The following is a 22,884-nucleotide window of genomic DNA, read 5'->3' as shown; positions in this document are numbered from 1 at the left end:
GAGCGCCCGGTGCGTCTGCCCGGGCGCTCGCGGCATGCTGTGTTGGGCGAAGCGCCCGGCGAGGCGGCACTGCCGCGCAATATAACAGGACGAAAAGTCAGCAGGCAGAGGATCGAGGACGGCGGCGCGGCGTCGTTCCGGCGCGCGCTTCTTACGTCGCGCCTCTTGCGTTCTTACCTTCTCGCGGCGTTACCGGTTGGCCTGAAGCTCGAACAGCGCGTCGCGCAGACGCACGAGCGGCGCCATGGTGTCGGCGCTGGCCCAGCCTTCGAGGTCGTCGAGCGCACGGTTGCAGCCGTCGAGCAGCACGTCGAGATCGACGGGGATGCCGTTGGCGAGCGCGAGACGGACGGTGCGCTCGAAGCGCTCGCATTCGTCGTCGCCGTAGGAAATGTCGAGCGTGTCGGCGATGGTCTGGGCGATGTCGCTGCGCTCGCGATCGCTCACGTCGACGAGATCGACAATGCCTTGCGCCACGTCCGGCGCATGATAGAGCGCGATGTCGAGCCACGCGGCGGCGTCGAAGTCGGGCTCGTGGCTCTGCTGCTCGAAGTATTCGATGGCTTCCTGCTCGTGCGTTTCGCCGGCGTCGACGGCAAGGCACAACTGCTCGAAATACTCTTCCTGTTCGCTACGGATTGAATCGGACATCGGTCATTCTCTGAAAACGGTGGGCGCCGTGGCCGGATCGTGGGCGGATTATGGGCGGTTCGGGGCCGGTTGATGGCCGAACCGCCCGGCGCAATCGCGGCCTATGCGGTGCGCATTATAGGCCGGGTTGCGTATCGGCAAGCCGCCGCTTAATGCGCCCAGCCACGCACCCAGCCAACGCGCCAGGACCGTTCTCGGTCTAGGCCGGCTCGACGGCCCATGCATCGAACCAGTCGCGCGGGTGCGCGATCTGGTCTTGCGCCGCCACGATCTCCAGTTCGTAGCGGCCCGCTTCGTAAGTGGCGCGCACGACGGCGTTCGCGGCCGCGAGCGTGTGCTCGAACGCGCGCCGCAGCGAGTCGCCCAGCATGAGCCGCGCGACCAGCACGGCGCTCGTCACGTCGCCCACGCCCACGGGCTGACGCGCGAACGGGTAGAGCGGGCGCTGGCCGAGCCATGCCTCGCCGGCGGTGACGGCAAGCATGCTGAAACGGTCGGCGGGACTGTTGCGATCGAGCAGATGCTTGACCACGACAAGCTTCGGCCCGCGCCGGATCAGCTCGCGGCACGCGGCCACGGCTTCTTCGGCGGTTTCGACCTCGCGGCCCACGAGCCGTTGCAGCTCGCTGTGGTTGGGCATCATGGCGTCGGCGACCTCGGGCATGTGGCGCACGAGGAACTCCTGAATGCCGGGTTCCACGCGGCAGCCGTTTTCGGCGTTGAGCGTGCCCATGACGGGATCGCAGAAATAGCGCGCCTGCGGATTGGCGGCTTTCACGGCGCGCACCACGTCGATCACGGCCTGCGCCTGCTCGGGCGCGCCGAGATAACCGGAAAGCACGGCGTCGCAACGCGGTAGCACGCCGATCGCGCCGATGCCTTCGACGAGATCCACGACTTCGCCCGAGTCGATGGCGTGGCCGGTCCAGTGGCCATACTGCGTGTGATTCGAGAACTGCACCGTGTTGAGCGGCCACACGTTCACGCCCAGGCGGCGCATGGGGAACACGGCGGCGCTGTTGCCCGCGTGGCCGAACACCACGTGGGACTGGATGCTCAGGACGTTTTTCATGATCGGTCCGATTGTCGTTATGAGTCGCGGCGCGCTGCGTGTGGCGCGCCTTGGGCGAGGGTGAAGCAACGATAACCGAATTTCGCGCGCGCGGTGGTCCGCCGCGCGCGCCGTTTGCTTTGTCAGATCAAGCCGCGCGCGCCTTCACGGCGGCGCGGCAGGTCGGCGCAACTAACCCGCCAGTTCGCGATAGAGCGTCATGTAGCGCTGCGCCGAAGCCGCCCAGCCGAAGTCCTGGCGCATCGCCCGCGCGCGCGTCTCGCGCCAGTCGCGGCTGCGCGCGTGCAAGGCGAAGGCGCGGCGGATCGCGGCCGTGAGCGCCTCGGGCTCGAAGCGCGAAAAGACGAAGCCCGTGGCAAGGCCGTCGGCGAGATTTTCGAGCGAGGCGTCCACCACCGTGTCGGCGAGACCGCCCACGCAGTGAACGAGCGGCAGCGCGCCATAGGCGAGCGCGTAAAGCTGCGTGAGCCCGCATGGCTCGAAGCGCGAGGGCACGGCCATCACGTCGGCGCCCGCGACGATCTCGTGCGCGAGCGTTTCGTCGAAGCCGAATTCCACGGCCACCGCGTCGGGATGCTGGCGCGCCGCGCGCGCGTAGCCTTGCTCGAGGCTCGGGTCGCCGGTGCCGAGCACGACGAGCTGGCCGCCTCGCGCGACGATCTCGGGCAGCGCGGCGAGCAGCAGGTCGAGGCCTTTTTGCTCCGTGAGGCGGCTCACCACGCCGAACACGAGTGCATCGTGCCTGACCGCGAGCTTCATGCGCGTTTGCAGCGCCGACTTGCAGCGCAGCTTGCCGCTCATGCGCGTGGCCGAATATTTCGCGGCGATGGCGGCGTCGCCGGCCGGGCTCCAGACGCCGTAATCGACGCCGTTGAGAATGCCCACGAGGTCGTGCGTGCGCTCGCGCAACAGCCCTTCGAGGCCGCCGCCTTGCGCCACCGTCTGAATCTCGCGCGCATAGGTCGGGCTCACGGTCGTGATTTTATCGGCGTAGAAAAGACCGGCTTTCAGGAACGAAAGCTGGCCGTAGAACTCCACGCCGTTCATGTGCAGAAAGTCGCGCGGCAGACCGAGTCCGTCGAACTGCCGGGCGGGAAAGATGCCTTGGTAGGCGAGGTTGTGGATCGTGAAGATCGAGCGCGCCGACGCTCCGTGACCGGCGCCGTGCTCGCGCTCGGCGGCGCGCAGGTAGGCGGGCGCGAGCCCCGCGTGCCAGTCGTGCGCCTGCACGATCGCGGGCGTCCAGCCGGGGTCGAGCCGGCGGGCGATCTGCGCCGCCGTCCAGCCGAGCAACGCGAAGCGCTGGGCGTTGTCGCCGTAGGGCACGTGTTGGTCGTCGAGATAGGGATTGCCGGCGCGCGCGTAGAACGCGTCGGCGCGAATCATGTAGACGGGCAATTCGCTGCCCGGCAGGCGGCCCAGTTCCAGCGTGGCCTCGGGCGCGCCGAACGTGCGCTCGAGGCGTGCGACAGGGCGCAGGTTTTCCAGACCCGCGGCGACGGACGGAAAGCCCGGCAGCAGCAGGCGCGCGTCGGCGCCTTGTTCGATCAGCGCCGCGGGCAGCGCGGCGGTGACATCGGCGAGACCGCCGGTCTTGAGAAGCGGGTACAGCTCGCTGGCTACGTGCAGGACGCGGAGGGTCATCGGGCAAACATCCTCTCGGAGATGGAATTGAGCGGGCGCGGCGCCGGATGGCGAGCGCGCCGCGTGCCTGGGGAATCTTCGTGCCGGTTTTCGCGCGCGGCTGACGATGCATAAACCGATACGACGAAAGCGTCACGACGAAAGCGTCACGACGAAAGCGATACGACGAAAGCGATACGACGAAAGCGGCACGACGAAAGCGGCACGACGAAAGCGGCACGACGAAAGCGGCACGACGAAAGCGGCACGACGAAAGCGATACGACGGGCAGGCGCCATCGGGCAAGACCGCGCCGCTCGCGTCCTCGCGCTCAGGTCTTGAGCTTGTCGAGCGCTTCCTGCGTCACCAGCACGACGCCGCTTTCGGTGCGATAAAAGCGTTCGGCGTCGCGCACCGGGTCTTCGCCGATCACGGTGCCTTCGGGAATCTCGCAGCCGCGATCGACCACCACCTTGCGCAGCCGGCAACTCGCGCCCACCACTACCTGCGGTAACAAGACTGCCTCGGCAATGTTGCAGAACGACTGCACGACCACTTTCGACGAGAGCACCGAGCGCGAAATCTGCGAACCCGAGATCACGCTGCCGCCGCACACGATCAGGTTGGTGCCCGAGCCTTGCAGGCCGTTCAGGTCGCGCACGAACTTGGCGGGCGGCAGTTGCTCCTGATAGGTCCAGATCGGCCAGTTGCGGTCGTAGAGATCGAGCGCGGGAATCGTGGAGGCGAGGTCGAGATTCGCCGACCAGTAGGCGTCCACGGTGCCCACGTCGCGCCAGTACGAATCGGCGGTCGGATCGGACGAGACGCACGACATGCTGAACGGATGCGCGATGGCGTGGCCGTCGGTCACGACGCGCGGAATGATGTCCTTGCCGAAGTCGTGGTCGGTGGCCGAGCGCGCGATGTTGTCCTCGAGCAGATGAAACAGGTATTCGGTGTCGAACACGTAGATGCCCATGCTCGCGAGCGCGATGTCGGGGCGGCCCGGCATCGCGGGCGGGTCGTCCGGTTTTTCGACGAAGCCGGTCACGCGGCGGTTTTCGTCGACGGCCATCACGCCGAACGCCTGCGCCTCCATGCGCGGCACCTCGATGCAGCCCACCGTGCAGTCCGCGCCGCTCGCCGCGTGGTCGGCCAGCATGCGCGTGTAATCCATCTTGTAGATGTGGTCGCCGGCCAGCACGATCACGTATTTCGGCGCGATGGAGCGGATGATGTCGAGGTTCTGGTACACGGCGTCGGCCGTGCCGCGATACCAGTGCGCGCCTTCCACGCGTTGCTGCGCGGGCCACAGGTCGAGGAACTCGTTGAACTCGCCGCGCAGGAAGCCCCAGCCGCGCTGCAAGTGGCGCAGCAGCGAGTGCGCCTTGTACTGCGTGACCACGGCGATGCGCCGGATGCCTGAATTCAGGCAATTGGAAAGCGCGAAGTCGATGATGCGGTATTTGCCGCCGAAGTAGACGGCCGGTTTGACGCGCTTGTTGGTGAGCGGCCCGAGGCGCGTGCCGCGGCCGCCCGCGAGCACGATGGCGAGCGTGGTGCGTTGCAGATCGTTGAGGCTTGCCGGAGTTTCCATGACCGTCTCCTTGTTGTGCCCCCGGTGGTTGGCGATGGGCCGCGTTTTTCTGCGAACGCTTTCGCGAAACGCGTGCGATGGTGGTCTTTGGCGTGATGTTCGTGCGACGCGCGTCGATTGCCCGACGCGTCATGACGAACGTATTAAACGCACCACGTATGGACCGTTCTAACACCGAAACCCGCGACGCGCGCTGCCGATGGGCGGTTCTGTACGAGGTTTTGACGGCTTTTGGCGAGCAAACGCCATGCCCCGGGTTCGCGTTGTGCGCCTCGCGGCATGCCGCGCACAAGGTCTTTAGAATCGTTGATCCCTGGGAGCCGCCGGCGGCGTGATTCGCGTGTGATTTCGCGTCGGTGTTATCGGCGTTCGCTTCGTGCGCGTTCGTCCGGCTTCCCTGGTTTTTTACGCGCGGATTACGGTCCGCATCGACCTGTTCACGCCTCGCGAATTTTTCGCGACTTTTCCTCGATCTGCGCCCGATGAGAACTTCCCCGAATCGCCCGTTTGCCCGCTTCGCCGCCGCGCTCGCCGCCGCCGCGTGTTGCCACGCCGCCATCGCCGCCGACACCGATATCAATGCCGCTGCCGCCTCGGCGCCGGTCGCCGCCACGGCTTCAGGTCCGGCGGATTCGGGTCCGGCGGATTCTGGTCCAGCTTACGGCCCGCGGCTCGAAGGCTTCGCATATCCCTATCCGGTGCGCGACTTCGCGTTCGACTCGCAAGGCCAGACGCTGCACATGGCCTACATGGACGTCGCGCCCACGGCCAGGCCCAACGGCCGCACGGCGGTGCTGCTGCACGGCAAGAATTTTTGCGCCGCAACGTGGCAGGACACCATCGGCGAATTGACGAACGCCGGCTACCGCGTGATCGCGCCCGACCAGATCGGTTTCTGCAAGTCGAGCAAACCCGCCGCGTACCAGTTCACGTTCCAGCAGCTCGCGCGCAACACGCACGCGCTGCTCGCCTCGCTGGGCGTGAATCGCGCGACCATCATCGGCCATTCGACGGGCGGCATGCTCGGCGTGCGCTACGCGCTCATGTACCCGCGCGAAACGGAGCAGCTCGTGCTGGTGAACCCGATCGGTTTCGAGGACTGGAAGGCGAAGGGCGTGCCGTCGATTTCCGTCGATCAATGGTATGCGCGCGAATTGAAAACGACCGCCGACAGCATTCGCCGCTACGAGCAGAGCACCTATTACGCGGGCCAGTGGCGCGCGTCGTACGAGCCGTGGGTGCAGATGCTCGCGGGCATGTATCGCGGGCCGGGCAAGGCGCAGGTCGCGTGGGATTCGGCGCTGCTCTACGACATGATCTACACGCAGCCCGTGGTGTACGAATTCGGCCAGTTGCAGATGCCGACGCTGCTCTTGATCGGCGATAAGGACACGACCGCGATCGGCAAGGATCTCGCGCCGCCCGAGGTGCGCGCGCAGCTCGGCCACTATCCGGTGCTCGCGAAGGAAGCGCAGCGCGCGATTGCGCATGCCACGCTCGTCGAGTTCCCCGACGCCGGCCACGCGCCGCAGATGCAGGACCCGGCGGCGTTTCATGCGGCGCTGCTGAAGGGGCTCGCGGCGCTCGGCACGCCTTGACTTCACGCCTTGACTTCGCGGCTCATGCCGGGCGTGCGAGACGTATCGGAGGTTCGGGGCGGCGCGCGGCGTGGGGTTCGCGCGCCGCCGCGCGCGGTTCTTGCCGCCGCGAACCGGCGCTGGCGCACCGCTGGTGTGCTCGTCGACGAAAAACGCTCGCCGCGCCGGACGAGGCGGCGACGGTTCCGGTGTCGCGCGGAATCGGGCCGCGCGGAACCGGGCCGCGCGGCGTGGCGATCAGTTCAGTTCGCGCCCGCCGCCATTTCGTCGCGCACCTGCGCCGTGATTTCGAACGAACGCAGCCGCGCCGCGTGATCGTAGATTTGCGCGGTGACGATCAATTCGTCGGCGCCGGTCTGCTCGATCACCGATGCCAGACCTGCGCGCACCGTCTCGCTGTCGCCGATCACGGAGCAGGCGAGCGAATGCTGCACGCCCGCGAGTTCGAACTCGTTCGCCGCCACCTTGTCGACGGGCGGCGGCAACTGGCCCGGCGTGCCGCGCCGCAGGTTGATGAACTGCTGTTCGAGCGAGGTGAAGAGAAAGCGCGCTTCCTCGTTCGTGGGCGCGGCAAACACGTTCACGCCCACCATCGCATGCGGCCTGGCGAGCGTGGCCGATGGGCGGAACTGCGAGCGGTAGAGCCGCAGCGCCGTGAGCAGATGATCGGGCGCGAAGTGCGAGGCGAACGCGAACGGCAGGCCCATCGCCGCCGCGAGCTGCGCGCCGTAAAGGCTCGAACCGAGAATGTAGATCGGCACGTTCAGCCCCGCGCCGGGCACCGCGCGCACGCGCTGGCCTTCCACCGGCGCGGCGAAGTAGCGCTGCAACTCGGCGACGTCGTCGGGGAAGCTGTCGGCGCTGCCTTGCAGGTCGCGGCGCAGCGCGCGCGCCGTGGTCTGATCCGTGCCGGGCGCGCGGCCAAGACCGAGGTCGATGCGGCCCGGATAGAGCGCTTCGAGCGTGCCGAACTGTTCCGCGATCACGAGCGGCGCGTGATTCGGCAGCATGATGCCGCCCGAGCCCACGCGGATCGTGCTGGTGCCGCCCGCCACGTGGCCGATCACGACCGAGGTGGCCGCGCTCGCGATGCCCGTCATGTTGTGATGCTCGGCAAGCCAGTAGCGATGGAAGCCCAGGCGCTCGGCGTGCCGCGCGAGGTCGAGCGTGTTGGCGAGCGCGACGCCGGCGTGCGAGCCGGCCGGAATGGGCGAGAGATCGAGTACGGAAAAGGGGATCATGGCGTTCTGCGCGGGGTAGGAGGGCGCGGCTGCCGCAACAAGGCGTTGCATTCGACGCCGCGGGGCAGCCGCAAGGCGGAGCCCATTGTGCCAAAGCGCCTTCGTTCGTGCTGGCGGCGCCCGGGAGTCCCTGCCGGCCGCGTGGTTACAGGTCGCGCCGTGGGATCGCTCTTGGCGCCGGTGGCAATATCGGCATCGGCATCGGCGTTGCCGCGAACCGCGAACCACGAACCGCGCGTATCGCCCGTATCGCTCGTATCGCCCATATCGCTCATACTGCCCGCGAAATCGCACGGCACGCGCCATTGACGGTACATTGTGGGGACGTAGCGCGCGAGCCGCTCCGCGCGCAGGGTTTTTTTCTCGCCGATATCGTTGCAGGCTCATGAGATTGCGCTTCGAACGCCGCGCCTTTGCCGCCCTCGCTTGCTGCGCGCTCGTGGTGCTCGTGGTGCTCCCCGGCTGCGGCCGCGACGGCGCCGATTTCCTCTCGACCGACCGCATGTGGCAAGCCCTCAAGACCGTCTTCGATTCGATCAAGCCCGACGCGCTCCGGCTCAAGGGCCTCACGCCGGGCGTCTCGACGCTCGAGCAGGTGCGTGCGCAAATGGGCCGGCCGGAGACCGAGCGCGTGTTCGAGGACGGCTCCCGGCGGCTCGAATATCCGCGCGGTCCGGCGGGCCTCAAGACGTGGATGGTCGACGTCGGCGCGAACGGGCGGCTCGTGGCCGTCACGCAGGCGCTCACGGCGCAGAACTTCGCGCAGATCCGCCTCGGCATGAGCGAGGACGCGGTGCGGCAACGGCTCGGCAAGCCGGGCCAGGTGGCGTATTACCGTTTAAAGAAGGAGACGGTGTGGAGCTGGAAGTGGGAAGAAGGGGGCGTGACGCCCGAAGCGTATTTCAATGTGCATTTCGGCCCGGACGGGCGCGTTTCGACGACTTCGCGCTCCGACGTCCTGCGCGGGCATTGAGCCGTTCCGACATCGCCGCCGCGCGGGGCGAAGCGAGGCCGGCATGGTGACGCATCGGCGGCGGCCGCGGCGCGTGGGGCTCGTGCTCGGCGGCGGCGCCGCGCGCGGCTGGGCGCATATCGGCGCGATCCGCGCGCTGGAGGAAGCCGGCATCAAGCCCGACGTGGTGTGCGGCACCTCCATCGGCGCGCTCGTGGGCGCGGTGTACGCGAACGGCGATCTCGACTGGCTCGAAGACTGGGTGAGCAAGCTCACCTGGCAGACCGTCGTGCGCTTGCTCGACCTGCGGTTTTCGGGCGGCCTGCTGGGCGGGCGCAAGGTGATCGACCTGTTCGCGCAACAGTTCAACGGCCGCGCCATCGACGACCTCAAGGTGCCGTTCGCGGCCGTGGCCACCGAACTCGACACGGGCCGCGAAGTCTGGCTGCGCGAGGGCGGCGTGGTGGACGCGGTGCGCGCCTCCATCGCCATTCCCGGCATTTTCACGCCGATCTGGCACGACGGCGTGTGGCTCGTGGACGGCGGGCTGAGCAACCCGGTGCCGGTTTCGGCCGCGCGCGCGATGCGCGCCGACACCGTGATCGCCATCGACCTCAATCACGACATTCTGAACGGCCGCGACCTGGGCGGCGCGATCGACACCGTGCCGCGCACGGTGCCGGTGGAAGCGGGCGCGGCGCCCGATGCCGCCGCGCCCGTGCCCGCGCCGCTCATGCGCCGCAACGGCAAGCGCTTTCCGGGCTGGCTTCAGCCCGCGGCGCCTGGCCCGGCGGGCGGCGTGGACGTGCGCGTGGCGCCGCCGCCCAGCGCGCGCGCGCCTTCGATGCTGAGTTCGATCGCGCAAAGCATCGACATCATGCAGGTGCGCATCACGCGCAGCCGCCTCGCGGGCGAACCCGCCGACGTGCTGATCCAGCCGCGTCTGGGCGGCATGGGCATTTTCGATTTTCACCGCGCGGGGCCGGCCGTCGCCGAAGGGCGCGCCGCCGTGCAGTACATGCTGCCCGCGATCAAGGCGCAACTGGGCCTGGAGTAGGGCGGCTCCAAGGGACGCAGGCGGCGCAGGCGGCGCTCACGCGGGGTGCGCGACCCAGACCCACCCTTCGCGCGCGCGGCGCAGCAGCACCACGTCCAGCGGCGCGATTTCGATGGCGCGCCAGCTCGCCGACGGCGCTTCGAGCGCATGCAGGATCGCCGCGCGGAGCACGCTCGCGCTCGCGAACGCGACCACCGTTTCACAGGGCGATGACGGCGACGATGACGATGATGATGGCGACTGCGACGCGAGCGCATCGAGCCACGCGCCGAGACGTGCGCGCACGTCGTCGAACGACTCGCCGCCGGGCGGACGGAACGCGGCGTCGCGCGTCCAGGCCGCCAGCGCGTCGGGCGCTTCTTGCGCGATATCGGCGAGACGGCGGCCTTGCCATGCGCCGAAACCGGCTTCGGCGAGCGCGTGCGAGCGTTCGATGCCGGCGGCGGCGAAACCGGCCGCGCGCGCCGTCGCCACGGCGATCGCGGCAGGGCTGGCGATCACGCGCGCCGAACGGCCGATTCGCGCGAGCCAGCGTTCGCGCCAGGCTTCCATTGCCGCCGCCGAACGCGCATCGAGCGCTTCGGCTTCTTCATGCGCCTCCGACTCTTCATGCGCTTCGTGCGCATCCTCGCGCGCCGTCACCGCGAACGTGCCCGCGCGCAGCGCCGCGTTTGCCGCGTGGCTCACCAGCCAGACCATCGTCGTCATTCCGAATTTTTCTCCGTCGAATCCAGCGCGACCGCGTCGCTTCGCCGCAGCGCGTAGAATACAGGGCTCACGACACGCGGAAGCCGGTGCAACTCCGGCGCGGTCGCGCCACTGTAACCGTTGCCGCCGGTCCTGCGATCACTCGCCGGATTCGCGCCGCAACGGAAGTCAGACCCGCGCGTCGTGTACCTTCAACGCAATCACGACTAACGGGGCGCGCAACCCCAGGAGAAGTCATCATGTCCGAAGCCTCTTTGCCCTTGCAGCATGCCCCGGCCGCGCCGGCGCCCATTCCGCTGCGCGAGATCCTCCCCTGGGCCGCGTTCGGCGGCCTCATGCTGCTGCTCGCGCTCTACTTCGTCGGTGCGGAACAGGGCGCGACGTCGATCTTTCCGGGCATGTACGTCCACGAGTTCGTCCACGACGGCCGCCATCTGCTCGGCTTTCCTTGCCACTGAACGGGAGCTGACATGGTTGGCAAGCTGTTGATGCGCGGGATGCTGGCTGGCATCGCCGCGGGACTGCTCACGTTCGGCTTCGCGAAGATCGCGGGCGAGCCGCAGGTCGATCGGGCCATTTCGTTCGAGCAAAAGGCCGACGCCGCGAAGGGCGAGCCGCCCGAGCCCGAACTCGTGAGCCGCGCCACGCAGTCGGGCTACGGCCTCTTTACGGGCGTGATGGTGTATGGCGCCTCCGTCGGCGGCCTGTTCGCGCTCGTGTTCGCGTTCGCGCACGGCCGCGCGGGGCGTTTGCCGGCGCGCGCGCTCTCCGCGTGGCTCGCGCTCGCGGCGTTCGTGGCGATCTATCTCGTGCCGGACATCAAATATCCGGCGAATCCGCCTTCGGTCGGCGACCCGGAGACCATCGGCTACCGCACCGGGCTCTTTTTCCTGATGATCGCGATTTCCCTTGCCGTTTCGGTGTTCTCGCTCAAGGTGCGCGCGGCGTTGGCGCCGAAGCTCGGCGGCTGGAACGCGTCGATTGCGGCGCTCGCGCTGTTCGTCGTCGTGATCGGCGCGATCCAGCTCGCGCTGCCGGCGATCGACGAAGTGCCCGCCGCGTTCCCGGCCGTGCTTCTGTGGAAGTTTCGCGCGGTGTCGATCGGCATGCAGGCGATCTTGTGGACGACCATCGGCCTCGCGTTCGGCGCCATGGCCGAACGGCTTTTCGATACGCGCGCCCGTGCAGGCGGCGTGCGGCGCCCGCGCGTTGCGTAGTCGGCGCGAAACGGCCGTTCGGTGACGGGGAGCGGCGGGGCGTTTCGTCGGGATGCCTGCTAACGCCTGATAGCGGCTGGATGCGCCTGGTACGCCTGCTAACGCCTGGTAGCGCTGTTAAGGCTCGATAAAGCTCGATAACGCCTGGCGCGGCGTTGTGCGAGCGCGGCCGCGCGAACAGGCGCCGCATCACGCCGGGCTGCGCTTCACCGCCTGCGCCGTCGGAGAACGCCCCGCCTCGCCGGGGCGTTTTTTTTACGCGCTCGCGGTGTAAAGTCTCGCCTTCGCCGGTATCGTTTGGGCTGGCTTCACCGGAAACAGGAAGGGGACGAGCATGGCCGGATCTTCGAAACCCGCGGCGGCAAACGCACCGCAAGACGGCGCGAGCACGCTCGTCGCGCGCGACATTCACAAGCGCTACGGCGACAACGAAGTGCTCAAGGGCGTGTCGCTCGACGCGAAAAAGGGCGACGTGATCAGCATCATCGGCGCGAGCGGTTCGGGCAAAAGCACCTTCCTGCGCTGCATCAACTTTCTGGAGAAGCCGAACGCGGGCGAGATCGTCGTCGACGGCGAACCGGTGCGCACGAGGGCTGGCCGCCACGGCGACCTCGAGGTGGCCGATCACCGGCAGCTTCAGCGCATTCGCACCAAGCTCGCGATGGTGTTTCAGCATTTCAATCTGTGGTCGCACATGACCGTGCTCGAAAACGTGATGGAAGCGCCGCTGCACGTGCTGGGCGTGCCGCGCCAGGAAGCCGCCGAACGCGCGCGCACGTATCTGGAGAAAGTGGGCCTCGCGCCGCGCGTGGAGAAGCAGTATCCCTCGCATCTCTCGGGCGGGCAGCAGCAGCGCGTGGCGATCGCGCGCGCCTTGGCGATGCATCCCGACGTGATGCTGTTCGACGAGCCGACGTCCGCGCTCGACCCGGAACTCGTGGGCGAAGTGCTCAAGGTCATGCAAAAGCTCGCCGAGGAAGGCCGCACGATGATCGTCGTCACGCACGAAATGGGTTTCGCGCGCAACGTGTCGAACCATGTGATGTTCCTGCATCAAGGCCGCGTGGAAGAGGAAGGCCAGCCTGCGGAGGTCTTTGCGAACCCGAGGAGCGAGCGGCTGCGCCAGTTTCTGTCGGGCAGCCTCAAGTAAGCGCGGCGTTCGGGAGCCGTTTCGCCGATGGTTTGCTCTACCGCCTCGCCCGCGCGCGCGTCCTCCGGCACGACGCAGGTGGCGATCGTCGCGTTGCCGCCCGTGTCGATGTCGGGTGTCGGCCCGATCGTCGACGCGCTCAATCTCGCCAACGAGATCGACGGCCGCGCGCTGTACCGCTGGCGCGTGGGCTCGTGGGACGGCCGCGCGGTGCCGCTCGCGGGCGGCGCGCAATGGGCCGCCGATTTCGCCTTCGACGAGCGCTTCGACCCGCGCTTCGAGGAAACGCCCGACTGGCTCGTCGTCGTGAGCGAGGGCCATCGGCCGTTCGCGGAGCAGCAGGGCTGTCTCGCCGCGCTCGCGCGCATCGCGCCGCGCACGCCGCGTGTGATCGGCATTCATCACGGCGCGTGGTGGCTCGCGCTGGCGGGGCAGTTGAGCGGCTATCGCGTGGCCGCGAACTGGGAAACGTATCAGCAGTTCGCGGAGCGCTTCGAGCGCAGCATCGTCACGCAGCAGATCTACGAGATCGACCGCGACCGCGCGACCTGCGCGGGCGGCCAGGCGACGCTCGACTTCATGCTCGCGATGATCGGCCGCGACCACGGCCCCGAACTCGCGGAACGCATCGCCGACGCGCTCGGCGCGAGCACGCTGCGCAGCGGCGAGGAGCGCCAGCGCATTCCGTTCGTGACGGCGCCGGGCGAGCGGCATCCCCGTTTGAACGAGGCGCTCAAGCTCATGGAAGCCAATATCGAAGACCCGCTCACGAGCGATGAAATCGCCGCGCTCGCGGGCGTGTCGCGGCGGCAGTTGGAGCGGCTTTTTCGCCAGTATCTGAACGCCATGCCGGCGAAATACTATCTCGGCCTGCGGCTCGCCAAGGCGCGCTCGCTGTTGCAGCGCACGAGTCAGTCGGTCGTGCAGATCAGCCTCGCGTGCGGTTTCGCGTCGGCGGCGCATTTCTCGAATGCGTACCGCGAGCGCTTCGGCGTGACGCCGCGCGAGGACCGGCGCAACTGGATCGAGCGCCAGCAGCCGGACGCGCCCGGCCGTGGCTGAATACGCCGAACGACGTTTGCGCCGTGTTCGATGCGGCGCAGCATGCGCGCCCCACGGTCGTGCAAACTGCGCGCCAACCCCGCGCCGACCCCGCGCCGACCCCGCGCCGACCCCATCGCGCGGACGACAAAACGTGTCGCACCTGCGCAAGAAGTTTGCGGCGAGCTTGCCTACACTGCACAGGTTATCGGCGCGCACGCGACGCGCGCGCCGGCCCGACCACGCTGAAAGGAACCGCCATGAACGACACGACCGTGAGCCGCAAGACCTTCGACGAAGTCATGGTGCCGGTGTTCGCGCCCGCGCCGTTCGTGCCCGATCGAGGCGAAGGCTCGCGCGTCTGGGACACCGAAGGCCGCGATTACATCGACTTCGCGGGCGGTATCGCCGTCACGGCGCTCGGTCATGCGCATCCCGCGTTGCTGCGCGTGCTGCACGAGCAGGCGGCCAGGCTCTGGCACATCGGCAACGGCTACACCAACGCGCCGGTGCTGCGCCTCGCGAAGCAACTCGCGGCGCTCACGTTCGCCGATCGCGCGTTCTTCGCCAATTCGGGCGCCGAAGCCAACGAGGCCGCGCTCAAGCTCGCGCGCCGCGTCGCGTTCGACCGCCACGGCGCGCAAAAGGCCGAAATTGTTTCCTTCACGCAGTCGTTTCACGGCCGCACGTTCTTCACCGTGAGCGTGGGCGGCCAGCCCAAATATTCCGAAGGCTTCGGCCCGCGCCCCGAAGGCATCGTGCATCTGCCGTACAACGACATCGCGGCGGCAAGGCGGGCGATCGGCGCGCAAACCTGCGCCGTGATCGTCGAGCCGGTGCAGGGCGAGGGCGGCGTGATTCCGGCCGATCCGGCGTTCCTGCGCGCGCTGCGCGAAGCCTGCGACGCGCACGGCGCGCTGTTGATCTTCGACGAAGTGCAAACCGGCGTCGGCCGCACGGGCCACTTCTACGCGTATCAGGACACCGGCGTGACGCCCGACATCCTCACCACGGCCAAGGCGCTCGGCAACGGTTTCCCGATCGGCGCGATGCTCACGACCGAGGCCATCGCCGCGCACTTCTCCGTGGGCGTGCATGGCACGACCTACGGCGGCAACCCGCTGGGCGCGGCCATCGCGAGCAAGGTCGTCGAACTCGTGAGCGATCCCGCGCTGCTGGCCGGCGTGCGCGAGCGCGGCGAGAGGATTCGCGCGAAGCTCGCGCAGTTGAACGCGCGTTTCGACGTGATCGGCGAAGTGCGCGGCAAGGGCTTGCTGATCGGCGCGCAACTCAACGCGCGCCATGCGGGCCGCGCGAAGGACTTTCACACGGCGGCCGCGAATCGCGGCGTGATGATGCTGATCGCGGGCCCCGACGTGCTGCGCTTCGCGCCTTCGCTCATCATTCCCGAAGCCGATCTGGACGAAGGTTTCGCGCGGCTCGCGCAGGCATTCGAAGACGTATGCGGGCGCGCGCCCGGCGCGTCGCGCTAACCCAGACCCCCAGGACCGACGATGCTATTCGTTCGCCCCGCAAGGCTCGCCGACCTCGACGCGATCGCGCAAATGGCGCGCACCGCGCAGCCGGTGCTGCATTCGCTGCCGCACGACCGCGCGGCGCTCGAAGCGCGCATCGCGCTTTCGGAGGATTCGTTTCGCAGCGAGGTCGATTATCCCGGCGAGGAGTTCTATCTGTTCGTGCTGGAGGATACGGCGACGGGCAGGCTCGTCGGCACGTCCAGCCTCGTCGCGGCGGCCGGTTACGCGGAGCCGTTCTACGCGTTTCGCAACGACGCGCTGATCCACGCCTCGCGCGAGCTGCACGTCAATCGCAAGATCCACGCGCTCACCATGTCGCACGAACTCACGGGCAAGAGCCGGCTCGCGGGCTTCTACATCGAGCCCGCGCTGCGCGGCGAAGCGGCGGCGCATCTGATGTCGCGCGCGCGCATGATGTACGTCGCGATGAACCGGCGGCGCTTCACGCCCGAAGTGTTTTCGCTGCTGCTCGGCGTGACCGATCAGGCGGGCGTCTCGCCGTTCTGGGAAGCGGTGGGGCGCAAGTTTTTCGGGCGCGATTTCAAGGACATCGAAATGGCCTCGGGCGGGCGCAGCCGCACCTTCATCGCCGAAGTGATGCCCGCGTATCCGCTCTACGTGCCGCTCTTGCCCGAAGCGGCGCAACGCGTGCTGGGCGAGCCGGACCCGAGCGCGCTGCTGGCATATGAAATCCACCTCGAAGAAGGCTTCGAACCCGACCGTTACGTCGATATCTTCGATGCCGGCCCGGTGCTCACGGCGCAGGTCGACCGCACGGCTTCGGTGGCGGGCAACGAGACGCGCAAGGTGCGCACGGCCGCGCCGGCGAGCGGCGAGCCGGGAGTGGCGTATCTGATCGCGAGCCAGCGCGCGGGCGCGTTCCGCTGCGCGCTGGCCACGCTGCCTGAAATCGGCGCCGAAACCGGCGCTGAAGCCGCGCTCGATGCGGCGGTGTGCACGGCGCTGGGCGTGTCGGACGGCGACGCGGTGCGCTGCGCGCCGCTGTATCGCGCGAACCGGCAAGCCGAACCCCTGAACGACGCAGCCGGAGAAACGCCATGATCGTCGTACGCGTCGTGCAAACCGGCGATGTGGATGCGCTCGTTGCGCTCGCCGGGGAAACCGGCCCCGGCCTCACCACCTTCAAGCCCGACCGCGAGGCGCTCAAGGCGCGCGTCGCGCGTTCGCGCCGCACGCTCGACGGCCACGCCGCGCCGCGCGAAGCCGGCTATTTCTTCGTCATGGAAGACACGGCCACGGGCGACGTGGCGGGCGTATGCGGCATCGAAGCGCAAGTCGGCCTCGAACAGCCGTTCTACAACTATCGCGTGAGCACGGTCGTACACGCGAGCCAGGAACTCGGCATCTGGACGCGCATGCGCGCGCTCAACATCTCGCACGACCTCACGGGTTACGCCGAAGTCTGCTCGCTGTTTCTCTCGCCGCGCTATCGCACGGGCGGCATGGGCGGCTTGCTGTCGCGCTCGCGCTTCATGTTCATCGCGCAGTTTCGCGAGCGTTTCCCCGAACGCATCTGCGCCGAATTGCGCGGCCATTTCGACGCGCAAGGCAGCTCGCCGTTCTGGCGCGCGGTGGGCTCGCACTTCTATCAGATCGACTTCAACGCCGCCGATTACCTCAGCTCGCACGGCCGCAAGTCGTTTCTCGCGGAGCTGATGCCGCGCTATCCCGTCTACGTCGAATTGCTGCCCGAGGAGGCGCAGGCGTGCGTCGGCCTCACGCACGCCGACACGATTCCGGCGCGCCGCATGCTCGAAGCGGAAGGGCTGCGCTACGAGAATCACGTCGATATCTTCGACGCGGGGCCAGTGCTCGAATGCCACACGAGCGATTTGCGCACGGTGCGCGAGAGCGTGCTGGCGCCGGTCGAGATTGGCGAAGCGCGCGCCGCGGACGGCGTGCGCTCGCTCGTGTCGAACACGTCGCTCGGCGACTTTCGCGTGGGCTTCGCGCCTGGCGTCGTGCGCTACGGCGCGTTCGTGCTCGGCGCCGCGGAGGCGGCGGCGCTCGGCGTGACGGCGGGCGACCTGGTGCGCGTGCTCGGCCCCGCGCCGAGGCAGAAACCGTAATGAACCGGATGTAGGCGAAGCGGGCGCCCGGCGCTCGCTTCGGCTCGACACAGGCACAACCATGAACGAACTCTTTATCGACGGACAATGGAGCGCGGCTTCGGGCGCCGCGTTCGCCTCGCGCAATCCCGGCACGGGCGAAACCGTGTGGAGCGGCCACGCCGCCAGCCCGGCCGACGTCGATCGCGCCGTGGCGGCGGCGCGGCGCGCCTTCGTCGCGTGGTCGCAAACGCCGCTCGCGGCGCGCTGCGAAATCGTGCGCCGCTTCGCCGCGCTCGTGACCGGGCGCAAGGAAACGCTCGCGCAGGCGATCGGCCGCGAAACCGGCAAGCCGCTCTGGGAAGCGCGCACCGAAGCCGCGTCGATGGCCGCGAAGGTCGCCATTTCGATTGCGGCCTACGAAGAACGCACCGGCGAAAAGCGCACGCCGATGCCCGACGGCGTCGCGGTGCTGCGGCATCGCCCGCATGGCGTCGTGGCCGTGTTCGGGCCGTACAACTTTCCCGGCCACCTGCCCAACGGCCATATCGTGCCCGCGCTGATCGCGGGCAATGCCGTCGTGTTCAAGCCCTCGGAACTCGCGCCCGAGGTGGCGCGCGTGACCGTCGAGCTATGGCGCGAAGCGGGCCTGCCCGCGGGCGTGCTCAATCTCGTGCAAGGCGAGCGCGACACGGGCGTGGCGCTCGCGAATCACCGGCAGATCGACGGGCTCTTTTTCACGGGCAGCTCGGACACCGGCACGCTGCTGCATCGCCAGTTCGGCGGGCGGCCCGAGATCGTGCTCGCGCTGGAAATGGGCGGCAACAATCCGCTCGTGGTGGCCGAAGTCGCGGACCTCGACGCCGCCGTGCATCACGCAATCCAGTCGGCGTTTCTTTCGGCGGGGCAGCGCTGCACCTGCGCGCGCCGCATTCTCGTGCCGGCCGGCGATTTCGGCGAGCGCTTTCTCGCGCGTTTCGCCGAGGTCGCGGCGCGCATCGCCGTGGGCCAGTACGATGCCGATCCGCAGCCGTTCATGGGCGCGGTGATCTCGGCGCGCGCGGCGGCCAGGCTGGTGCGGGCGCAAGCGCAACTGCTCGAACGCGGCGCGCGCGCCTTGCTGCCGATGACCCAGCGCGACCCGGCGCTCGGCTTCGTGAGCCCGGCGATTCTCGACGTGACCGGCGTGGCCGACCTGCCCGACGAGGAATATTTCGGGCCGCTCGCGCAGGTGATCAGCTACGCCGGTTTCGACGACGCCGTGGCCCAGGCCAACAACACCGCCTATGGTCTCTCGGCCGGTTTGCTCGCCGACGACGAGGCGCTCTGGCAGCGCTTCGCGCGCGAGATTCGCGCGGGCATCGTGAACTGGAACCGCCCGACCAACGGCGCGTCGAGCGGCGCGCCGTTCGGCGGCACGGGGCGCTCGGGCAACCAGCGGCCAGGCGCGTACTACGCCGCCGATTACTGCGCCTACCCGATGGCTTCGGTGGAAAGCGCGCAATTGCAGATGCCGGCGAGCCTGTCGCCCGGCCTTCATTTCTGAGCTTGAGGAACGACGATGCAAACTCCTGTTTCGGCCCTGGAGGCGAACTTCGACGGACTCGTCGGCCCCACGCACAACTACGCCGGGCTGTCGTTCGGCAACGTCGCTTCGCAGAACAACGAGCGGTCGGTGGCGAATCCGCGCGCGGCCGCGCAGCAGGGCTTGCGCAAGATGAAGCGGCTCGCCGACCTCGGCTTTGCGCAAGGCGTGCTGCCGCCGCAGGAGCGGCCGTCGATCCGCTTGCTGCGCGAACTGGGTTTCGGCGGTAAGGATGCCGAAGCAATCGCGAAAGCCGCGAAAGACGCGCCCGAGCTGCTCGCGGCGGCGAGTTCGGCTTCGGCGATGTGGACCGCGAACGCGGCGACCGTGAGCCCTTCGGCGGACACGCCCGACCGGCGCGTGCATTTCTCGCCGGCCAATCTCACGAGCAAGCTGCATCGCGCGATCGAGCACGAAGCCACGCGCCGCACGCTCGCCACGATCTTTGCCGACCGCGAGCATTTCGCGGTGCATGAAGCGCTGCCCGGTACGCCCGCGCTCGGCGACGAGGGCGCGGCAAATCACACGCGTTTTTGCGCGCAGTACGGCGCGCGCGGCGTGGAGTTCTTCGTGTACGGGCGCAGCGAATACCGGCGCGGGCCGGAGCCCAAGCGCTTTCCCGCGCGCCAGACGTTCGAGGCGAGCCGCGCGATTGCGCAGCGTCACGGCTTGAGCGACGCGAGCGTGGTGTTCGCGCAGCAAAATCCCGAGGTGATCGACGCGGGCGTGTTCCATAACGACGTGATCGCCGTCGGCAATCGCAGCACGCTTTTTTGCCACGAGCGCGCGTTCGTCGCGCAATCGGCGGTCTACGACGAGTTGCGCGCGAAACTGGCCGCGCACGACGCGCCGTTTCACCTGATCGAGGTGCCCGAGTCGCGCGTGAGCGTGGCCGACGCGGTGAAGTCGTATCTCTTCAACAGCCAGTTGCTGAGCCGCGCGGACGGCACGCAGCTTCTCGTCGTGCCGCAGGAATGCCGCGAGAATCCGCAGGTGGCGGTTTATCTCGACGAGCTGGCCGAAAGCAGCGGCCCGATCGACGAGGTGCTCGTGTTCGATCTGCGCGAAAGCATGAAGAACGGCGGCGGCCCCGCGTGCCTGCGGTTGCGCGTGGCGCTCACCGAAGCGCAGCGCGCGGCCACGGCAAGCGGCGTGTGGATGAACGACGCGCTGTTCGCGCGGCTCGACGCATGGATTGCCGCGCATTATCGCGACCGCCTCGCGCCGCAGGACCTCGCCGATCCGAAGCTGCTCGACGAATCGCGCACGGCGCTCGACGAACTCACGCAAATTCTCGGCTTGGGCTCGCTTTATGACTTCCAGCGCTGAGATGCTCGACGACTTTCTGGCCTATACGCTCGCGGGCTCGCGCCCGGCCGCGCCCGAGGCCGCGCGCGGCGCGTGCGCGAACGGCGTGCGCTGGACCTGGCTCGACGAAGGCGTGCTGTCGCTCGACCCCGCGCGCGTGACGGAAGCGACGCCCGGCGTGCTGCTTTCGGCGGGCGTTCACGGCGACGAAACCGCGCCCGTCGAAATGCTGTCGCGGCTGATCGCGGACGTGGCCGCCGGGCGCGCGGCGCTCGCTTGCCGCGTGCTGGCGGTGCTGGGCAATATCGCGGCGATGCGCGCCGGCAAGCGTTATCTCGACGACGATCTCAATCGCCTGTTCGGCGGCGAGGCCGTACGGGCTTCGCGCGCCCAAAGCCGCGAGGCGCCGCGTGCGGCCGCGCTCGAAACGGCGGCCGAGCGCTTTTTCGCCGCCGGGCCCGCCGCGACCGCATCGCGCGCGGCGCCGCCCGCGCGCTGGCATCTCGACATGCACACGGCCATTCGCGCTTCGGCGTTCGAGCAATTCGCGCTGCTGCCTTACACGGCCGGCGCCGACGCCGGCAAGACCGCGCCCGCGCGCGCGATGTTCGACTGGCTCGCCGGAGCGCGCATCGCGGCCGTGCTGATCCACACGGAAACGGGCGTCACCTTTTCTTCGTTCACGGCCGCGCATTGCGGTGCGCTCGCCTGCACGCTCGAACTGGGCAAGGTGCGGCCTTTCGGCGAAAACGACCTCACGCGTTTCGCCGATACGGACGCCGCCGTGCGCCGCCTGATCGCGGGTAAGACGGGCGACGCTTTTGAGGCGGGGGAGACGTGCAAGGCGCCCGAGGTGGCCGGCAACGGCGCCGCCGCGCCGCCCAATTTCGCGCCGATGCCGCGCGTTTTCACCGTGATCGGCCAGATCACGAAGCAAAGCGACGCGCTCAAGCTCAACGTCGCCGCCGACGTGCCCAACTTCACGCCGTTCGCGCGCGGCACCGTGCTGGCCGAGGACGGTGCGTATCGCTACGTCGTGCAGCGCGACGAGGAGCGCATCGTGTTTCCCAATCCAGGCGTGAAGCCGGGTTTGCGAGCGGGCCTTCTTGTCGTCGATACCACGCGCGAGACGCTCGCCGCGTTGCGCTGAGTCTGGCGTTCGCTGCGGCCTCGCGGCGGGCCAATTTTCCGCTCACGGTACAATTGCGGCCCTCGCGGTTGCCGCGGCGCGCCGCCACGCGTGCGCGCGCACGAGCCGCGATCCGGGCGCAGCGATCCTGCGCCGGCGCGCTTCGCATCAGGTGAGTCGCGCCCAATCTGACTGGAACGGGACATTGATGAAGATGAAGTGGAACAAGCTGACGGCGCTCGCGTGCTGCGCGGCGGCCCTGGCGTGCAGCGCGCATGCGGCCGACCTCAAGGAAATCCGTTTTGGCGTGGAAGCGTCGTACGCGCCGTTCGAATCGAAAACGCCGGCGGGCGAGTTGCAAGGCTTCGATATCGACGTGGGCAACGCGGTGTGCGCGAAGCTCAAGGCGAAATGCGTGTGGGTCGAGAATTCGTTCGATGGCCTGATTCCGGCGTTGCAGGCACGCAAGTTCAACGCGATCAACTCGGACATGACGATCACGGACCAGCGCCGCCAGGCCATCGACTTCACCGACCCCATCTACGCGATCCCGAACCAGATGATCGCGAAGAAGGGCAGTGCGCTCCAACCCACGGCCGCGTCGCTCAAGGGCAAGCACGTGGGCGTGCTTCAGGGCACGATCCAGGAAAGTTACGCGAAGGCGAAGTGGGCGCCCGCGGGCGTGGATGTCGTGCCGTATCAGACGCAGGACCAGATTTACGCCGATCTCGTTTCAGGCCGTCTGGACGCCGCGTTCCAGGACGCCGAAGCCGCCTCCAAGGGTTTTCTCAACAAGCCGCAAGGCGCGGGCTTCGCGTTCGCGGGACCGCAGGTCGTCGACGCGAAGCTGTTGGGCGAAGGCGTGGGCTACGGCGTGCGCAAGGGCGACGCGTCGCTCAAGAGCGCCCTGAACGGCGCGCTCAAGGACTTGAAGGCGGACGGCACGATCGACCGCATCGCCGCGAAGTATTTCGACGTGAAGGTGGTGCTCAAGTAAGCGCGCCGCCGCAACCCGAGCCGTCGGACGAAGCCGGCCGGGCCTCACGCCCGGCCGGTCGTTTTTGCCGAAAAATACTTCGGTATCCGAAGCAATGGCCAGTTCTGACGCGTACGAAAATAGTGGCGCATTCGATTGTGAGCAAGCGAACGAATGGCGCGAGAAATCCGCGCAACGGGCGGCCATTTCCATGCATTCGTCATAGGCGTCGCGTACGCGCCAGGATAAAATCCGACAATAACGGGAGAGGCTGCGAGTGCTTGCGCAAACGGTTGCGACCCGCGAAAAGAAAGATACACGAGAAAAGACCAAGGGTGCCGGATCGAGTCCGGCGCCGCCTCGGGGGACCTC

At 68.3% G+C, this 22,884-nt stretch carries 20 protein-coding genes and 1 riboswitch; of the genes, 14 read left to right on the top strand and 6 right to left on the bottom strand.

Going from position 1 to position 22,884, the window contains the following annotated elements; all coding sequences use genetic code 11:
* Window positions 1–189 precede the first annotated feature (189 nt).
* The 4 genes from U5805_RS03545 to glgC form a co-directional block, all read right to left on the bottom strand.
* Complete coding sequence (locus U5805_RS03545) at window positions 190–651, bottom strand: hypothetical protein (protein WP_322102045.1); 462 nt, start codon at window positions 649–651, stop codon at window positions 190–192.
* A gap of 199 nt (window positions 652–850) precedes the next feature.
* Window positions 851–1,723 (bottom strand): pyridoxal kinase PdxY, encoded by an 873-nt coding sequence (gene pdxY, locus U5805_RS03540; RefSeq protein WP_322102044.1) that lies wholly within the window; start codon window positions 1,721–1,723, stop codon window positions 851–853.
* A gap of 171 nt (window positions 1,724–1,894) precedes the next feature.
* On the bottom strand, window positions 1,895–3,367 hold the full coding sequence (gene glgA / locus U5805_RS03535; RefSeq protein WP_322102043.1) for a glycogen synthase GlgA: 1,473 nt from the start codon (window positions 3,365–3,367) through the stop codon (window positions 1,895–1,897).
* Window positions 3,368–3,677: 310 nt separating this feature from the next.
* Window positions 3,678–4,943 carry a glucose-1-phosphate adenylyltransferase gene (gene glgC, locus U5805_RS03530; protein ID WP_322102042.1) on the bottom strand — a complete coding sequence of 422 codons (1,266 nt, stop codon included), beginning with the start codon at window positions 4,941–4,943 and terminating at the stop codon, window positions 3,678–3,680.
* A 482-nt stretch (window positions 4,944–5,425) separates the two neighbouring features.
* Between glgC and U5805_RS03525 the strand changes: the two genes are divergently transcribed.
* Complete coding sequence (locus U5805_RS03525; protein ID WP_322102041.1) at window positions 5,426–6,541, top strand: alpha/beta hydrolase; 1,116 nt, start codon at window positions 5,426–5,428, stop codon at window positions 6,539–6,541.
* 242 nt (window positions 6,542–6,783) lie between these two features.
* On the opposite strand, the gene U5805_RS03520 is transcribed toward U5805_RS03525, so the two are convergent.
* The gene (locus U5805_RS03520) at window positions 6,784–7,782 is read right to left on the bottom strand and encodes an LLM class flavin-dependent oxidoreductase (RefSeq protein ID WP_322102040.1); all 999 of its coding nucleotides are present in this window, start codon (window positions 7,780–7,782) and stop codon (window positions 6,784–6,786) included.
* 502 nt (window positions 7,783–8,284) lie between these two features.
* On the opposite strand from U5805_RS03520, the gene U5805_RS03515 reads away from it, so the two are divergent.
* Both U5805_RS03515 and U5805_RS03510 read left to right on the top strand, forming a co-directional pair.
* Window positions 8,285–8,755 (top strand): hypothetical protein, encoded by a 471-nt coding sequence (locus U5805_RS03515; protein ID WP_322102095.1) that lies wholly within the window; start codon window positions 8,285–8,287, stop codon window positions 8,753–8,755.
* A gap of 46 nt (window positions 8,756–8,801) precedes the next feature.
* Window positions 8,802–9,791, top strand: a complete 990-nt coding sequence (locus tag U5805_RS03510; protein ID WP_322102094.1) for a patatin-like phospholipase family protein — start codon at window positions 8,802–8,804, stop codon at window positions 9,789–9,791.
* Window positions 9,792–9,827: 36 nt separating this feature from the next.
* Here U5805_RS03510 and U5805_RS03505 read toward each other — a convergent pair whose 3' ends face one another.
* Window positions 9,828–10,499, bottom strand: coding sequence for a histidine phosphatase family protein (locus U5805_RS03505; protein WP_322102039.1), 672 nt, complete (start codon window positions 10,497–10,499; stop codon window positions 9,828–9,830).
* A gap of 34 nt (window positions 10,500–10,533) precedes the next feature.
* Window positions 10,534–10,696, top strand: a riboswitch (cobalamin riboswitch).
* A 42-nt stretch (window positions 10,697–10,738) separates the two neighbouring features.
* Here U5805_RS03505 and U5805_RS03500 point away from each other — a divergent pair.
* From U5805_RS03500 to U5805_RS03450, 11 genes are all read left to right on the top strand, one after another.
* Window positions 10,739–10,957, top strand: coding sequence for a CbtB domain-containing protein (locus tag U5805_RS03500; protein ID WP_322102038.1), 219 nt, complete (start codon window positions 10,739–10,741; stop codon window positions 10,955–10,957).
* Window positions 10,958–10,969: 12 nt separating this feature from the next.
* Window positions 10,970–11,716 (top strand): CbtA family protein, encoded by a 747-nt coding sequence (locus tag U5805_RS03495; protein WP_322102037.1) that lies wholly within the window; start codon window positions 10,970–10,972, stop codon window positions 11,714–11,716.
* 334 nt (window positions 11,717–12,050) lie between these two features.
* Complete coding sequence (locus U5805_RS03490) at window positions 12,051–12,866, top strand: ABC transporter ATP-binding protein (RefSeq protein ID WP_322102036.1); 816 nt, start codon at window positions 12,051–12,053, stop codon at window positions 12,864–12,866.
* A gap of 27 nt (window positions 12,867–12,893) precedes the next feature.
* Window positions 12,894–13,928: a GlxA family transcriptional regulator gene (locus U5805_RS03485; RefSeq protein WP_322102035.1), complete on the top strand. Its 1,035-nt coding sequence runs from the start codon at window positions 12,894–12,896 to the stop codon at window positions 13,926–13,928.
* A gap of 239 nt (window positions 13,929–14,167) precedes the next feature.
* Window positions 14,168–15,400, top strand: coding sequence for an aspartate aminotransferase family protein (locus U5805_RS03480; RefSeq protein WP_322102034.1), 1,233 nt, complete (start codon window positions 14,168–14,170; stop codon window positions 15,398–15,400).
* A 21-nt stretch (window positions 15,401–15,421) separates the two neighbouring features.
* Window positions 15,422–16,507: an arginine/ornithine succinyltransferase subunit alpha gene (gene aruF, locus U5805_RS03475; RefSeq protein WP_322102033.1), complete on the top strand. Its 1,086-nt coding sequence runs from the start codon at window positions 15,422–15,424 to the stop codon at window positions 16,505–16,507.
* Window positions 16,504–17,535 (top strand): arginine N-succinyltransferase, encoded by a 1,032-nt coding sequence (gene astA / locus U5805_RS03470; RefSeq protein WP_322102032.1) that lies wholly within the window; start codon window positions 16,504–16,506, stop codon window positions 17,533–17,535. Before aruF ends, astA begins: the two co-directional genes overlap by 4 nt.
* Window positions 17,536–17,596: 61 nt before the next feature.
* Entirely contained in the window at window positions 17,597–19,060 is a 1,464-nt protein-coding gene (gene astD / locus U5805_RS03465; RefSeq protein ID WP_322102031.1) for a succinylglutamate-semialdehyde dehydrogenase, read from the top strand.
* A 15-nt stretch (window positions 19,061–19,075) separates the two neighbouring features.
* Entirely contained in the window at window positions 19,076–20,428 is a 1,353-nt protein-coding gene (gene astB, locus U5805_RS03460) for an N-succinylarginine dihydrolase (RefSeq protein WP_322102030.1), read from the top strand.
* Entirely contained in the window at window positions 20,412–21,557 is a 1,146-nt protein-coding gene (gene astE / locus U5805_RS03455) for a succinylglutamate desuccinylase (RefSeq protein ID WP_322102029.1), read from the top strand. Before astB ends, astE begins: the two co-directional genes overlap by 17 nt.
* Window positions 21,558–21,744: 187 nt before the next feature.
* Complete coding sequence (locus tag U5805_RS03450) at window positions 21,745–22,533, top strand: ABC transporter substrate-binding protein (RefSeq protein ID WP_322102093.1); 789 nt, start codon at window positions 21,745–21,747, stop codon at window positions 22,531–22,533.
* The last annotated feature ends 351 nt before the right edge of the window (window positions 22,534–22,884 follow it).

This window comes from Paraburkholderia sp. J41 (assembly GCF_905220235.1).
Lineage (GTDB): Bacteria > Pseudomonadota > Gammaproteobacteria > Burkholderiales > Burkholderiaceae > Paraburkholderia.
Note: the sequence above shows the minus strand (reverse complement) of the source record. Positions and strands in the feature narration are given on the sequence as shown.

What these genes read in the sequence shown, in the direction of transcription:
- U5805_RS03545 (WP_322102045.1), bottom strand. Translation starts at nt 651, where the DNA reads ATGTCCGATTCAATCCGTAGCGAACAGGAAGAGTATTTCGAGCAGTTG.
- pdxY (WP_322102044.1), bottom strand. Translation starts at nt 1,723, where the DNA reads ATGAAAAACGTCCTGAGCATCCAGTCCCACGTGGTGTTCGGCCACGCG.
- glgA (WP_322102043.1), bottom strand. Translation starts at nt 3,367, where the DNA reads ATGACCCTCCGCGTCCTGCACGTAGCCAGCGAGCTGTACCCGCTTCTC.
- glgC (WP_322102042.1), bottom strand. Translation starts at nt 4,943, where the DNA reads ATGGAAACTCCGGCAAGCCTCAACGATCTGCAACGCACCACGCTCGCC.
- U5805_RS03525 (WP_322102041.1), top strand. Translation starts at nt 5,426, where the DNA reads ATGAGAACTTCCCCGAATCGCCCGTTTGCCCGCTTCGCCGCCGCGCTC.
- U5805_RS03520 (WP_322102040.1), bottom strand. Translation starts at nt 7,782, where the DNA reads ATGATCCCCTTTTCCGTACTCGATCTCTCGCCCATTCCGGCCGGCTCG.
- U5805_RS03515 (WP_322102095.1), top strand. Translation starts at nt 8,285, where the DNA reads ATGTGGCAAGCCCTCAAGACCGTCTTCGATTCGATCAAGCCCGACGCG.
- U5805_RS03505 (WP_322102039.1), bottom strand. Translation starts at nt 10,499, where the DNA reads ATGACGACGATGGTCTGGCTGGTGAGCCACGCGGCAAACGCGGCGCTG.
- U5805_RS03500 (WP_322102038.1), top strand. Translation starts at nt 10,739, where the DNA reads ATGTCCGAAGCCTCTTTGCCCTTGCAGCATGCCCCGGCCGCGCCGGCG.
- U5805_RS03495 (WP_322102037.1), top strand. Translation starts at nt 10,970, where the DNA reads ATGGTTGGCAAGCTGTTGATGCGCGGGATGCTGGCTGGCATCGCCGCG.
- U5805_RS03490 (WP_322102036.1), top strand. Translation starts at nt 12,051, where the DNA reads ATGGCCGGATCTTCGAAACCCGCGGCGGCAAACGCACCGCAAGACGGC.
- U5805_RS03485 (WP_322102035.1), top strand. Translation starts at nt 12,894, where the DNA reads ATGGTTTGCTCTACCGCCTCGCCCGCGCGCGCGTCCTCCGGCACGACG.
- U5805_RS03480 (WP_322102034.1), top strand. Translation starts at nt 14,168, where the DNA reads ATGAACGACACGACCGTGAGCCGCAAGACCTTCGACGAAGTCATGGTG.
- aruF (WP_322102033.1), top strand. Translation starts at nt 15,422, where the DNA reads ATGCTATTCGTTCGCCCCGCAAGGCTCGCCGACCTCGACGCGATCGCG.
- astA (WP_322102032.1), top strand. Translation starts at nt 16,504, where the DNA reads ATGATCGTCGTACGCGTCGTGCAAACCGGCGATGTGGATGCGCTCGTT.
- astD (WP_322102031.1), top strand. Translation starts at nt 17,597, where the DNA reads ATGAACGAACTCTTTATCGACGGACAATGGAGCGCGGCTTCGGGCGCC.
- astB (WP_322102030.1), top strand. Translation starts at nt 19,076, where the DNA reads ATGCAAACTCCTGTTTCGGCCCTGGAGGCGAACTTCGACGGACTCGTC.
- astE (WP_322102029.1), top strand. Translation starts at nt 20,412, where the DNA reads ATGACTTCCAGCGCTGAGATGCTCGACGACTTTCTGGCCTATACGCTC.
- U5805_RS03450 (WP_322102093.1), top strand. Translation starts at nt 21,745, where the DNA reads ATGAAGATGAAGTGGAACAAGCTGACGGCGCTCGCGTGCTGCGCGGCG.